The following is a 13,629-nucleotide window of genomic DNA, read 5'->3' as shown; positions in this document are numbered from 1 at the left end:
GGAACCGCATGTCCGGTGGTGTGAGAGGTCGGCGGCAAAAGCCGTCTCCTACTCGATCACGGGCAGTATGGAAGCAGAACGAGGAAAGCCTCGCTGACTGTGTGGAAAGATGTAGTAAATCGTTTATATGGTGGAAAATTGTCTCTTGATGGAGAACTCTTTGATTCTGAATGCATGAATATTGCTGGGACAATAGTGCTGTCGTTCGGAAGTTCCGGTACGCTTATAGCGATAGCAGAGGGAATTCTGGCAGCAGAAGGTATGTATATGGGAAATATTGATGCACAGTTTGGCACGGAAATGAAAAAATCAACAAAAACATTTCAGATGAAGTATGGGCTTGATCCAGACGGAGAGGTTGGAAAAGAGACCTGGACGGCTTTGTTTGGCATTATGGGGAATAAAACGGACTGAACTGAAATTTTCTCATTTTTGTGAAAAGTGCCAGTTATGAAAAAAAACTTGCAAATAAGAACTAATGTTCGTATAATTGCATTAAGAGCTATCAGACGAAGGAGGTGCTTTTTTTATGAAGTGTGTGTTTGACAGTAAGCGTATAGAAATGGGGAATCGCATACGTACATTGCGGAAGAGAAGAGTGGGAAGTCAGTCAGAATTTGCGGAGAAACTGGATGTATCTGTTATCACAATATCCCGGATAGAGAATGGCATGACAAAGATTGATGCAGAACTTCTAATCAAGATGTCAGAGGTTCTGCAGGTACCGGTGAATATCATCCTTGGAATTGGGCAGCAGGAATATTTTGTATAAATACAGTTTGGGTCAATAGATATTGATTGGGAGCACAAAAGATGGAAATTCTGGTAAGCGTAGGAATGATTATATTTGCCATTGCTTTTTTTATGTATATTTTTTGGCATCAGCAATATTGTTTTGTGATGCCCCGGTTTCATTGATAGGTGCACTTTTTTCATTCTTTTGTTTGTGTCCGATTGGAAGACACAAAATACATATTGGCAGAGAAATGAAGTATCGATGGGCAGATTGTATAAGTGAAGTAAATCCTCTTTATGTGGCTGGATTTTTCAGGAAAAACGCATCAGATAAGAATATGTTATCGAACCTCAAAGGAAAATTTTACTGTGAAACTGCGTTATGTGGGATTTGGGCAATAGCGTTTATATGCAAAATATGCACGATGTATATGAATGCAAATATCTGGAAAATATGTGACTATATATTTGGAGGCTGTTTTGTAGTTGTAGAAGTGGTTTGGTGTTATTATGATCTGTACTATAAATGGTATTACAATGAGGCTTTTCGTTACACAGAGGGACCGGATCATATATGGAAACCTTTCAGCAATATAGCGGAATATTCCAGAAATCCTCAATTTGCAAGTCCATATTATTATTATTATTATCGTGTGCCGTTTGAAGAGATTAAGAACAAAATAGAGCAAGAATGTACTTCGCAGCAATATATTTTTGCAGGAGCATATAGCAAAAAGGAAGTGCACTCTATAATTTACTGGAAGAAAACGGAGAAGTCTGTTGAGATTTTACAGTTGGGGCAGATGCAGAAATATTCCGAAGAAAACATGCAGATATTAAATGAATTTTTTGCACATTTCTGGAAACAGGAACTGAGTGCGGAAAAACAAAAAGTAAAAGTTATTGCAATCTTGTGCATAGAAAATGCAAACCGGGAACTGAGGAGGCATTTATTAAGCCTATGCTACGTTGATCAAAAAGATGGAGAACAGGGAAGATACAGACTTCCAGTAGTTATCCTGCATCAGGAAGAACCGCAGGTTCAGATTTTACCGTTATATTCAAAGTGGCGTGGTAAGAAAGAATATGATGAAATGAAAGAAGAAGTCAGTTCTATCCTGGGATTGAGTACTACAAGGGAAGAAGAATGAGCATAAATCGGAGGCGACTTTTTGCTGCCTCTGATTTTTCTATATTTGCCCAAAGAAAACACTTGTTCGAAAAATGGAAGTGTAGTATACTTAATAAAGAATGGATAAGGAGAATGTATGAAACAGTTAGAAAAGGCCAGGAAATACGAAGAACTGTATAAGGAATTGTTTGACAGGAACAGTAAGGTAACCACGATTTGTCTGCTGTTGTGTGGTGCTTTTTGGGTGTTAAAACTCTACGTGTTGAGTGAACAGTGTCTTATATTGTTTTTCTTTTCTGGCGGACTGTATGGGGTGAGGCGAATTCATCGAGAGCATGTTCAACTGGGCGAATATTATTTGCCAGATCAGCTAAGAACATCATCTATCTGTAACAAAGTACTGTATAAAGGTAATGTAATTCCTGTTAGCAGGGCAAATGTAATTGATGTCTGGATATTGGTATGCTGTTTGGGGGCGGCGACGCTTTTGTTATGGATTGAATGCATCTTCAGTAAAGATATTGAAGGCACTCCGGCACTTATAATGTTTTATGGCATTGTGCCTGTTATATGTCTGGAATATATTTCTGGGTTTCGTACAGTGCATAGAAGGCTCAAACGTCTGACATGGAAAAATTTTCGATATCATATAGGTTGGTGTAACATCGGTGAAAAACTGCCGAAACAATATAAACTGGGAAATTGTGAGATAACAAAGGAAAACAGGATTTTTTTCAGGACATACTATACTGTAAAGACAACCAAAACTAATAACATCTATAAGAAAGTCATGTATTGTGGAAAAGAAGAAATAAATATAGGGTCTACATACGTTCTGTACGAAATCTGTGGTGTCCGATATATACAATAGCAAATCCATAAATCGAGGGAAAAATATAGTCGAACTGGAATTCTCGGGCATTGAGTATCTGAAATTGTTTCCGTATGATGAAGAATATACCTGTGAAATCCTTGGAGTAACTCTGATATTGGAGGACGGCAAAATATTCTGGTGTGACTGTGATGGCATATCAAAAGAAGAATTTCCAGATTACAGGGGAATTTCAATTTGCGCGTCGGAACTTAGGTGGCGCTGGGTAGATGGAAATAATATAGAAACAGAGCGGGAATAAGGGGCTAAATGGCTGGACGAAACGCGAATGGCTATGCTATAATGACCCACGATATAGAGAATTTTCGTGAAGCACATATATATAGAAGGGAGCACATCCAAGAATGATAGATCAGAGCAAAATCCGTAATTTTTGTATCATTGCACATATAGACCATGGCAAGTCTACGCTTGCTGACCGAATTATCGAGATGACTGGTACGCTGACTGAGCGTGAGATGCAGTCTCAGGTCCTTGACAATATGGAACTGGAGAGGGAGCGTGGTATCACGATCAAATCCCAGGCAGTCCGTATCGTGTACAAGGCGAGTGACGGGGAGGAATATATCTTCAACCTGATCGATACCCCAGGACATGTCGATTTTAACTATGAGGTTTCCCGAAGCCTTGCAGCCTGTGACGGCGCAATTCTTGTCGTGGATGCGGCACAGGGAATCGAGGCACAGACACTGGCGAACGTATATCTTGCACTGGATCATGATCTGGATGTCCTTCCGGTCATCAACAAGATCGATCTTCCGAGCGCAGAGCCGGATCGAGTTGTCAATGAGATCGAGGACGTGATCGGAATCGAGGCACACGATGCACCGAGGATCTCAGCCAAGACAGGACTGAATGTAGAGGAAGTTCTGGAGCAGATCGTTACGAAGATCCCTGCACCGAACGGTGATGTGGATGCACCGCTCAAAGCGTTGATCTTTGACTCCATTTATGATGCATACAAGGGCGTTATCGTATTCTGCCGTGTGCTGGATGGCCGTGTAAAGAAAGGAACACAGATCCGCATGATGGCGACAGGATTTACGACAGAAGTTGTAGAGGTAGGTTATTTTGGCGCAGGTCAGTTCATTCCATGTGACGAGCTGACAGCAGGCATGGTTGGATACATTACAGCAAGTATCAAGAACCTCGGAGATACCAGAGTCGGTGATACAGTAACGGATAATGAGAGACCGTGTGCAGAAGCACTTCCAGGATATAAGAAAGTACAGCCGATGGTTTACTGCGGACTTTATCCGGCAGATGGTGCCAAGTACGGCGATCTGAGAGATGCACTTGAGAAGCTGCAGTTAAACGATGCTTCCCTGTTCTTCGAACCAGAGACATCTGTGGCACTGGGCTTTGGTTTCCGCTGTGGTTTCCTTGGTCTTCTTCATCTGGAGATCATTCAGGAGCGTCTGGAGAGAGAGTACAATCTGGATCTGGTAACGACAGCACCGGGTGTTATCTACAAGGTTTACAAGACAAACGGCGATATGATCGAACTGACCAACCCATCCAATCTCCCGGATCCGTCAGAGATCGAATACATGGAAGAGCCGATGGTAAATGCCGAGATCATGGTAACAACCGAGTTTATCGGCGCAATCATGGATCTCTGTCAGGAACGCCGTGGCCAGTACATCGGAATGGAATATATGGAAGAGACGAGAGCACTTCTGAAATACAAACTGCCTCTGAATGAGATCATCTATGATTTCTTCGATGCACTCAAATCCCGTTCCAGAGGATATGCTTCCCTCGATTACGAGCTCTGCGGTTACGAGCGCAGTGATCTGGTCAAACTGGATATCCTTGTTAATAAGGAAGAAGTCGATGCCCTTTCCTTCATCGTACATGCAGATACTGCCTACGAGCGAGGACGTAAGATGTGCGAGAAACTCAAAGAAGAAATTCCGAGACAGTTATTCGAGATCCCGATCCAGGCTGCGATCGGAAGCAAGGTTATCGCCAGAGAGACTGTCCGTGCCATGCGTAAGGACGTACTTGCCAAATGTTACGGTGGTGATATTTCCCGTAAGAAGAAACTTCTGGAGAAACAGAAGGAAGGTAAGAAGCGTATGCGCCAGGTAGGAAACGTAGAAATCCCGCAGAAAGCGTTTATGAGTGTTCTGAAGCTGGACGATAAATAATCGTTCGGGAATCGGAGGATAATAATGAAAAAAACAAGATCACGTTTATTGCTGACAGGTGCAGTCCTTCTGATGTGTACACTTCTGGCGGGCTGCGGATGCGGCAAGAAGAAAGCAGCAGATCCGGAAACAGAAGAAGTTATCAAGATCAGCATCACACCGGAGCCAACGCCTACGACTGCACCGGAGCAGGTAAATTCTGCAGCAGTTGTTTCAAGTGGTGGCGTAACGATGGTAAACAGCTATCTTGATGAGAATGCCGGATCTACATCTGCCAATACAGCAAGTGGAGCTGCGGTTGTGTCAGACAGTACTACGTCAGATAATGCTTCGACAGCAGATAATTCCAGTTTGTCAGACAACAGCACATCTGCGGATGCAAATATGTCTTCTGATACAGAGGGCGATTCTTCCGACAGCGGAGACAGCCAAGATTATTCAGAAGATGACAGCAGCCAGGATGATTCAGAATATGACGACAGTGAGGAAGATTACAGTGAGGAATACTAAGATTCCGCTGGAGTTATATGTGCACATTCCGTTCTGCGTCCGCAAATGCCAGTACTGTGATTTCCTTTCCGGACCGTCAGACCAGAAGACACGGGACGACTATGTAGATGCGTTGTGCAGGGAGATAAGAAGCATCTCACAGAAAGAAGTATATGAGGTCGTTTCTATATTCATCGGCGGCGGAACTCCATCTGTGCTCAGTGGAGAGCAGCTTTGCCGGATCATGGATGAGATAAAACAGGCATTTATTCTGAGTGAAGATGCAGAGATCACAATGGAGGCAAATCCGGGAACAGTCAGTCCGGAGCAGTTGAAACTTTGCCACGAAGCCGGTATCAATCGAATAAGTTTTGGACTTCAGTCCACGGTGCAGCAGGAACTTGACATGCTCGGAAGGATCCACACCTACGAAGAATTTCTCCAGAGTTATCACTGGGCGAGGAAAGCTGGATTTTCCAACATCAATGTAGACCTGATGTTTGCAATACCGGGGCAGACCTGCGAGAACTGGAAGCACAATCTGGAAACCATCGCAGAACTTTCACCGGAGCACATTTCGGCTTACAGTCTGATCATCGAGGAGGGAACGCCTTTCGCACAGAAGAAACTGATCCTTCCAACAGAAGATGAAGAATACCAGATGTACGAGGACACCGCGGAAATCCTGAGAAAATATGGATTCCATCAATATGAGATATCCAATTACGCCCGTGACGGCTTCGAGTGCAGGCATAACAAGGGTTACTGGCAGCGCACAGAATATCTGGGAGCCGGTCTGGGAGCGGCATCATTATTTCAGGGAAAGCGTTTCAGCAATACCAGAGATATGCAGACGTATCTGGCAGACAGCACAGAACCGGAGAAGATCCGGGAGGATGTTACGGCGCTTTCCAGAAACAACGAAATAGAAGAATTCATGTTCCTGGGGCTGCGTATGACAGAGGGAATCTCTGAAAGACAGTTTGAGAGAAATTTTGGATGCAGGATAGAGGATATTTATGGCTCTGTTCTGGCAAAATATAAAGAGATGGATCTGCTGGAACATACAGGTGAGTTCTGGCGTTTTACAAGAAAGGGAATCCATGTGAGCAATCCGATTCTGGCGGATTTTCTGCTGGATGAGTGAAAGAACAGTAATACTACAGAGAAACAGTGCAAATTAGATATAATGAGAAAGCAGAGGAGCATAAGAAACTATGGCGGGACATACAACTGAGAAGAAATTTATCCGGATTCGGGGTGCAAATGTAAATAATCTCAAGAATCTGAGCGTAGATATCCCAAGAGATGAATTTGTAGTACTGACAGGAGTCAGTGGTTCCGGCAAGTCTTCTCTGGCTTTTGATACCATTTATGCGGAAGGACAGAGACGCTATATGGAGTCTCTGTCTTCTTATGCGAGACAGTTTCTGGGACAGATGGAGAAACCAGACGTGGAGTCGATCGAGGGACTGCCGCCTGCAATCTCCATTGATCAGAAATCCACAAACAGAAACCCGCGATCTACCGTAGGAACAGTAACTGAGATCTACGATTATTTCCGTCTTCTGTATGCAAGGATCGGAATCCCACATTGTCCGAAGTGCGGCAAGGAGATCAAGAAACAGACCGTAGACCAGATGGTAGACCACATCATGTCACTGCCGGAGAGGACCAAGATCCAGCTTCTTGCACCGGTAGTCCGAGGACGCAAGGGAACCCATGCGAAACTTCTGGATCAGGCAAAGCGAAGCGGCTATGTCCGCGTTCTGATCGACGGAAACATGTATGAACTTTCCGAAGAGATCAAACTGGACAAGAACATCAAGCATAATATCGAGATCGTAGTAGACCGTCTGGTAGTCAAACCAGGTATTGAGAAACGACTGTCAGATTCCATCGAGACTGTCCTTGATCTTGCAGACGGACTTCTGATGGTGGACACGATGGATGGAAATATCATAAATTTCAGCCAGAGTTTTTCCTGCCCGGACTGCCAGATCAGTATTGACGAGATCGAGCCGAGAAGTTTTTCTTTCAATAATCCGTTTGGAGCCTGCCCGGACTGTTTCGGTCTGGGATACAAGATGGAGTTCGATGTCGACCTGATGATACCGGACAAATCCTTAAGCATTTCAGAGGGAGCCATTACTGTGATGGGATGGCAGTCCTGCACAGACAAGGGAAGTTTTACAAGAGCGATCCTGGATGCACTGGCAAATGAATACCATTTCAGTCTGGATACTCCATTTCAGGATTATCCGGAAGAAATCAAGAACATTCTGATCCACGGAACTAATGGACACTCTGTCAAGGTTTACTACAAGGGACAGCGCGGAGAGGGAATTTATGACATTGCGTTCCCGGGTCTTATCAAGAACGTGGAGCAGCGATACAAAGAAACAGGTTCTGACGCAATGAAGCAGGAATATGAATCTTTTATGCGCATCACCCCATGTAAGACATGTAAGGGACAGAGACTGAAGAAAGAATCACTTGCTGTCACAGTCGGAGATAAGAATATTTATGAGATAACAGCGCTCTCCATAGAGAAGCTGTGTGATTTCCTGAAAGACCTGAAGCTTTCCAGCCAGCAGGAACTGATCGGAAAGCAGATCCTCAAGGAAATCCGTGCGAGAGTTGGTTTCCTTGCAGAAGTAGGTCTGGATTATCTTTCTTTAAGCCGTGCGACCGCGACACTCTCCGGCGGGGAAGCGCAGAGAATCCGTCTTGCGACACAGATCGGCTCCGGGCTGGTCGGAGTTGCCTATATCCTGGATGAGCCGAGTATTGGACTTCATCAGAGAGATAATGACAAACTGCTGAGGGCACTGATGCGCCTCCGTGATCTGGGGAACAGCCTGATCGTGGTGGAACATGACGAGGATACCATGCGTGCTGCGGACTGTGTTGTGGATATCGGACCGGGGGCAGGCGAACACGGTGGAAAACTTGTCGAGATCGGAACAGCAGAGACACTGATGCAGAATCCGGATTCTGTCACAGGCGCATATTTAAGTGGCAGGATCAAGATTCCGGTGCCGACGGAGCGTAAACAGCCGACAGGATGGCTTAGGATCCGCGGAGCAGCGGAAAATAATCTCAAGCAGGTCAATGTGGATATCCCACTGGGCGTTATGACGAGTGTTACGGGAGTCAGTGGTTCCGGCAAGAGCTCCCTGATCAACGAAGTGCTGTACAAGACTCTGGCAAGAGACCTGAACCGTGCGCGGACTATCCCGGGCAAACATAAGGAAATCCAGGGACTTGACCAGCTTGATAAGGTCATCAATATCGATCAGTCGCCGATCGGACGTACACCGAGGTCCAATCCGGCAACGTATACAGGCGTTTTTGACCAGATTCGAGATCTTTTTGCCGCGACTGCAGATGCGAAGGCAAGAGGTTACAAGAAAGGACGTTTCAGTTTTAACGTCAAGGGCGGACGCTGTGAGGCGTGCAGCGGTGACGGAATCATCAAGATCGAGATGCATTTCCTGGCAGATGTCTATGTTCCATGTGAAGTGTGCAAGGGCAAACGTTATAACAGAGAAACGCTGGAAGTGAAATACAAAGACAAAAGTATCTACGATGTCCTGAATATGACAGTCGAGGAAGCACTGGGATTTTTTGAAAACGTTCCATCTATCCGCCGTAAGATCCAGACACTGTACGATGTAGGACTTTCCTATATCCGTCTTGGTCAGCCGTCCACTGAACTTTCCGGCGGCGAGGCGCAGAGGATCAAGCTTGCGACAGAACTCAGCAAACGAAGCACCGGAAGGACGATCTACATTCTGGATGAGCCGACGACAGGACTTCATTTCGCGGATGTACACAAGCTGGTTGAGATCCTGAAGCGTCTGACAGACGGCGGAAATACCGTTGTAGTCATCGAGCATAACCTGGACGTCATCAAGACAGCAGATTATATTATAGATATGGGACCGGAAGGCGGTGACCGTGGAGGTACGGTGATCGCAACAGGAACACCGGAACAGATCGCAGAGTGTCCGGAATCCTACACGGGCCAGTATGTGAAGAAATACCTGCAGCAATAGAGAAAATTGGGAAGGAGGCTATTATGCCTGCAAATGATATTGGAATCGATATGGGAACCAGCAGTTGTCTGGTTTATTCCACCGGCAAAGGTCTGATCCTCAAGGAGCCGACGGTGGTAGTATATGACAAGGATACAGAAAAGATCAAAGCAATTGGTGAGGAAGCAAAACAGATGGCGGGACATGCCTCTTCCAATATAGAGGTGATCCGTCCGATCCGCCAGGGCGTGATCACGGATTTCATTGTAATGGAAAAAATGCTCAAATATTTTATCCCGAAAGCAATGGGACGAAGAGCTTTTCGCAAACCCCGCATCAGCATCTGTGTGCCAAGCGGGATCACGGAGATCGAGCGCCGGGCAGTGGAGGAAGCAACCTTCCAGACTGGCGCACGGGAAGTTTTTCTGGTCGAAGAACCGATCGCAGCAGCAATCGGCGCCGGTGTGGATGTTACGAAACCGTTTGGAAATCTGATCGTGGATATCGGAGGCGGAACGACAGATGTGGCAGTGATTTCCCTGGGCGGTGTTGTCGTCTCTTCTACGATCAAGGTAGCAGGAGATACGTTTGATCAGGCGATCATGAGCTACATACGCCGGACACATGGACTTTTTATTGGAGAGGACACTGCCGAGACGATCAAGATCAAGATCGGTACCGCGATTGAGGAAGCAAATCCGAGAGTGATGGAAGTCAAGGGACGAAATATCCTGACGGGTCTTCCAAAGACCATCAAGCTGACTTCGGAAGAAATCCGTGTGGCACTTAAAGATGCCACAAATCAGATCGTAGAGACCGTTCATGGCGTTTTGGAAAAGACACCGCCGGAACTTGCAGCAGATATCGTGGACCGTGGAATTGTTCTTGCAGGAGGCGGCGCAATGCTGAGTGGAATGGACACTCTGATCGAACAGAGAACAGGGGTAAATACACTGACGGTACAGAATGCAGTGAATGTAGTAGCTGTTGGAACTGGAAAATATGCAGAGATCATGGCGAGAATGGAAGAATGACCGCAGAGATCCGTGAACACAGAAACCAGGAATATCTGAAGTTTACTTTGGATGTCCTGGTTTTGCTGTACGGAATTCTGAGAAGCAGAAGAGAGGAACTATGAGTGAAAGCGTGACAGGGTATATCGATCATGTGATTTTTCGAAACGAAGAAAACGGATATACCGTAATGATATTAAAGGGCGTAGAAGATGAGGAAGAACTGACCTGTGTCGGATCATTTCCGGTGATTACGATGGGGGCTTCCGTGGAACTTACCGGAAATTATATCCAGCATCCGGTCTATGGAAAACAGTTTCAGGCAGCAACTCTTACCGAAAAAATGCCGGAAGATGCCATGGCAATGGAACGTTATCTGGGATCAGGCGCGATCAAAGGCATCGGTGCGGCACTGGCGGCAAGGATTGTGAGACGTTTTGGGCGTGAGACACTTCGGATCGTGGAGGAAGAGCCGGAACGGCTGGCAGAGGTCAAGGGGATCAGTGAAAAAAAGGCGAGAGAAATTGCAGCGCAGGTTTCTGAGAAGGCTGACATGCGAAAAGCAATGATGTTTTTGCAGAAATATGGGATTTCTCTGAATCTCGGAGCCAAAATCTATCAGAAATATGGAGAAACAGTCTACAGTGTACTTCAGGAAAATCCTTACCGGCTTGCAGATGATATCAGTGGTATTGGTTTCAAGATTGCGGACGAGATCGCTTACAGGATTGGAATCCATACAGATTCAGATTACAGAATCCGAAGCGGGATGATGTATACTCTTTTGCAGGCATCAGGAGACGGACATGTATATCTTCCAAGGGAAGAACTGTTCCAGAGGGCTTCGGAACTTCTGGGGGTGGATCCTTCCTATATGGAAAAACATCTGATGGATCTTTCTGTAGACCGCAAGCTGGTGCAGAAAGAAGAGAACGGAGTGGTCCTGGTTTATCCGACCATGTACTATTATCTGGAACTTAACACAGCAAGAATGCTTAAGGAACTGGATATTCTCTATCCGGAAGATCCAGAGATGATCAACAGGAGAATCGCACAGATTGAAAAGGAAACAGACACTGTTCTGGATGAAATGCAGAAAAAAGCTGTCACAGAGGCGGCATGTCATGGCCTGTTTATTCTGACAGGAGGTCCCGGAACAGGAAAAACAACCACGATCAATGCGATCATCCAGTATTTTGAGGGAGAGGGAGCAGAGATCCGGCTTGCTGCACCGACAGGAAGAGCGGCCAAACGAATGACAGAGGCGACCGGCTACGAGGCACAGACAATTCACAGACTCCTGGAATTATCCGGAATGCCTGAGGATGACAATAAGAGTGGTCAGGCAGTTCATTTTGAGAGAAATGCGGAGAATCCTCTGGAAGCAGATGTCATTATCATTGATGAGATGTCGATGGTGGATATTCAGCTGATACATTCACTTCTCCAGGCAATCATTGCAGGGACGAGACTGATTCTGGTAGGTGATGAGAATCAGCTTCCAAGCGTGGGACCGGGAAATGTACTTCGCGACATTATCAGAAGCATGGCATTTCCGGTGGTAGAGCTTAAGAAGATTTTCCGGCAGGCATCAGAGAGTGATATTGTCGTAAATGCACACAAGATCAACAAGGGAGAACAGGTGGTTCTTGACAATAAGAGCCGTGATTTCTTTTTTCTTAAGAGATATGATGCAGACATTATCATTCGCGTGGTAATTGCACTGATTCAGGAAAAACTTCCGAAATATGTAGAGGCGAAGCCTTTTGATATTCAGGTCCTGACTCCTATGAGGAAAGGACTTCTTGGCGTGGAACGGCTGAATCAGATTCTCCAGAGATACCTGAATCCGCCGGATGCATCAAAGAAAGAAAGAGAAAATGCACACGGACTTTTCCGCGAGGGCGATAAAGTCATGCAGATCCGGAATAACTACCAGATGGAATGGGAAATCCGGGGCCTGTATGGTATTCCAATTGAGAAAGGTATTGGTGTATTTAATGGAGATACCGGAATCCTCAGGACGATCAATGACTTTGCCGAGACAGCCGAGGTGGAATTTGAGGATGGCAGATGGGCAGAATATTCTTTCAAACAGCTGGATGAACTGGAACTTGCCTATGCGATCACGATACATAAATCGCAGGGGTCTGAATATCCTGCAGTTGTAATTCCGCTTCTGTCCGGACCAAGGATGCTTCTGAACAGAAATCTTCTTTATACAGCTGTCACCAGGGCGCGTAAGTGCGTAACCGTTGTCGGCAGTGAGGAGACATTCCGGGAAATGATCCGGAATGAGAAACAACAGCAGAGATACAGCTCACTGGATCGGAGAATCTGTGAGACAGAAGAGTAAGAGTGCTTCATCGGGGAGAAAGGACTTACTTGGAGAAATTTTTGAATATCCTGTATCCGAGACGCTGCCCGGTCTGTCATCAGATCCTTACTGAAAAGGGAATACTTGTCTGCCGGGCATGTGAGAACCAGCTGCATCCGATCATAAAGGATTATTGTCTCAAATGCGGAAGACCGGTGGCGCCGGAGGTGGAATTCTGTCCGGAGTGTCGGAAAGTGCACAGAGAGTTCGACAGAGGGAGAGGCGTTTTTCTCTATAATAACAGAATGCGGCAGTCGCTGCTTCACTACAAATATTATGGGAGCCGGGAATATGGTGAATACTATGCTGCTTCTATATGCAGATATATGGAAAGAGACATCCGGGCATGGAACCCGGATGTGATCATTCCCGTTCCTATGTATCCGCGGAAGCAGCGGGAGAGAGGATTTAACCAGGCGGCAGACATTGCAGACAGGGTCGGAAGAAATCTGAAGATTCCGGTACCGGATCAGATCATACGAAAGACAAAGAATACCCGGTCGCAGAAAAAACTGAGTGCTGCTGAAAGAAAGCAGAATCTGAGAGAGGCCTTTCAGATTACTGAGAGAATGGACGGACTCAGTATACTTGTCATGGATGACGTGTACACAACAGGAAGTACGATAGAAGCAATGGCTCATGTCCTTAAGGGAGCAGGTGCAGACAGAGTGTTTTTTGTGACCCTCTGCATGGGCTGGATATGATAACAGCAGGGCATTGGCGGTGAAAAAAGGCTTTTCATGGTCATGGATATATGTTACAATTAATCTATATGAGTATTTCTGTCCGGTGGAAAGA

11 protein-coding genes are annotated in these 13,629 nt (G+C 45.7%); all 11 read left to right on the top strand.

All coding sequences use genetic code 11. From position 1 onward, the window contains the following. The first annotated feature begins 99 nt into the window (after positions 1-99). Positions 100-414, top strand: coding sequence for a peptidoglycan-binding domain-containing protein (locus tag DXC01_RS09725; protein WP_118698828.1), 315 nt, complete (start codon positions 100-102; stop codon positions 412-414). 115 nt (positions 415-529) lie between these two features. Next, the gene (locus DXC01_RS09720) at positions 530-772 is read left to right on the top strand and encodes a helix-turn-helix domain-containing protein (protein WP_022214323.1); all 243 of its coding nucleotides are present in this window, start codon (positions 530-532) and stop codon (positions 770-772) included. 394 nt (positions 773-1,166) lie between these two features. Beyond that, positions 1,167-1,886 carry a hypothetical protein gene (locus DXC01_RS09715; protein ID WP_147399628.1) on the top strand — a complete coding sequence of 240 codons (720 nt, stop codon included), beginning with the start codon at positions 1,167-1,169 and terminating at the stop codon, positions 1,884-1,886. Between the two features lie 117 nt (positions 1,887-2,003). Beyond that, a complete protein-coding gene (locus tag DXC01_RS09710; RefSeq protein WP_118698826.1) occupies positions 2,004-2,738 on the top strand; it encodes a hypothetical protein in 735 nt (244 codons plus the stop codon). Positions 2,739-3,103: 365 nt separating this feature from the next. Then, complete coding sequence (gene lepA / locus DXC01_RS09705) at positions 3,104-4,912, top strand: translation elongation factor 4 (protein WP_022214320.1); 1,809 nt, start codon at positions 3,104-3,106, stop codon at positions 4,910-4,912. Positions 4,913-4,936: 24 nt separating this feature from the next. Beyond that, positions 4,937-5,422, top strand: a complete 486-nt coding sequence (locus DXC01_RS09700) for a hypothetical protein (protein ID WP_022214319.1) — start codon at positions 4,937-4,939, stop codon at positions 5,420-5,422. Continuing rightward, positions 5,385-6,548 carry a radical SAM family heme chaperone HemW gene (hemW, locus tag DXC01_RS09695; RefSeq protein WP_118698825.1) on the top strand — a complete coding sequence of 388 codons (1,164 nt, stop codon included), beginning with the start codon at positions 5,385-5,387 and terminating at the stop codon, positions 6,546-6,548. Before DXC01_RS09700 ends, hemW begins: the two co-directional genes overlap by 38 nt. A gap of 70 nt (positions 6,549-6,618) precedes the next feature. Further along, on the top strand, positions 6,619-9,462 hold the full coding sequence (gene uvrA, locus DXC01_RS09690) for an excinuclease ABC subunit UvrA (RefSeq protein WP_118698824.1): 2,844 nt from the start codon (positions 6,619-6,621) through the stop codon (positions 9,460-9,462). A gap of 23 nt (positions 9,463-9,485) precedes the next feature. After that, positions 9,486-10,475 carry a rod shape-determining protein gene (locus DXC01_RS09685; protein WP_118698823.1) on the top strand — a complete coding sequence of 330 codons (990 nt, stop codon included), beginning with the start codon at positions 9,486-9,488 and terminating at the stop codon, positions 10,473-10,475. Positions 10,476-10,575: 100 nt separating this feature from the next. Continuing rightward, on the top strand, positions 10,576-12,810 hold the full coding sequence (recD2, locus tag DXC01_RS09680; RefSeq protein ID WP_118698822.1) for an SF1B family DNA helicase RecD2: 2,235 nt from the start codon (positions 10,576-10,578) through the stop codon (positions 12,808-12,810). A 29-nt stretch (positions 12,811-12,839) separates the two neighbouring features. Next, a complete protein-coding gene (locus DXC01_RS09675; protein ID WP_173905551.1) occupies positions 12,840-13,535 on the top strand; it encodes a ComF family protein in 696 nt (231 codons plus the stop codon). The last annotated feature ends 94 nt before the right edge of the window (positions 13,536-13,629 follow it).

This window comes from Blautia sp. OM07-19, assembly GCF_003481595.1.
GTDB classification, from domain to species: Bacteria; Bacillota; Clostridia; order Lachnospirales; family Lachnospiraceae; genus Blautia_A; species Blautia_A intestinihominis.
This window is presented reverse-complemented; position numbering and strand designations above follow the sequence as displayed.

Bases quoted from the DNA above. Each gene is read 5' to 3' on its own strand.
- DXC01_RS09720 (WP_022214323.1), top strand. From the start codon at position 530: ATGAAGTGTGTGTTTGACAGTAAGCGTATAGAAATGGGGAATCGCATA.
- DXC01_RS09715 (WP_147399628.1), top strand. From the start codon at position 1,167: ATGAATGCAAATATCTGGAAAATATGTGACTATATATTTGGAGGCTGT.
- DXC01_RS09710 (WP_118698826.1), top strand. From the start codon at position 2,004: ATGAAACAGTTAGAAAAGGCCAGGAAATACGAAGAACTGTATAAGGAA.
- lepA (WP_022214320.1), top strand. From the start codon at position 3,104: ATGATAGATCAGAGCAAAATCCGTAATTTTTGTATCATTGCACATATA.
- DXC01_RS09700 (WP_022214319.1), top strand. From the start codon at position 4,937: ATGAAAAAAACAAGATCACGTTTATTGCTGACAGGTGCAGTCCTTCTG.
- hemW (WP_118698825.1), top strand. From the start codon at position 5,385: ATGACGACAGTGAGGAAGATTACAGTGAGGAATACTAAGATTCCGCTG.
- uvrA (WP_118698824.1), top strand. From the start codon at position 6,619: ATGGCGGGACATACAACTGAGAAGAAATTTATCCGGATTCGGGGTGCA.
- DXC01_RS09685 (WP_118698823.1), top strand. From the start codon at position 9,486: ATGCCTGCAAATGATATTGGAATCGATATGGGAACCAGCAGTTGTCTG.
- recD2 (WP_118698822.1), top strand. From the start codon at position 10,576: ATGAGTGAAAGCGTGACAGGGTATATCGATCATGTGATTTTTCGAAAC.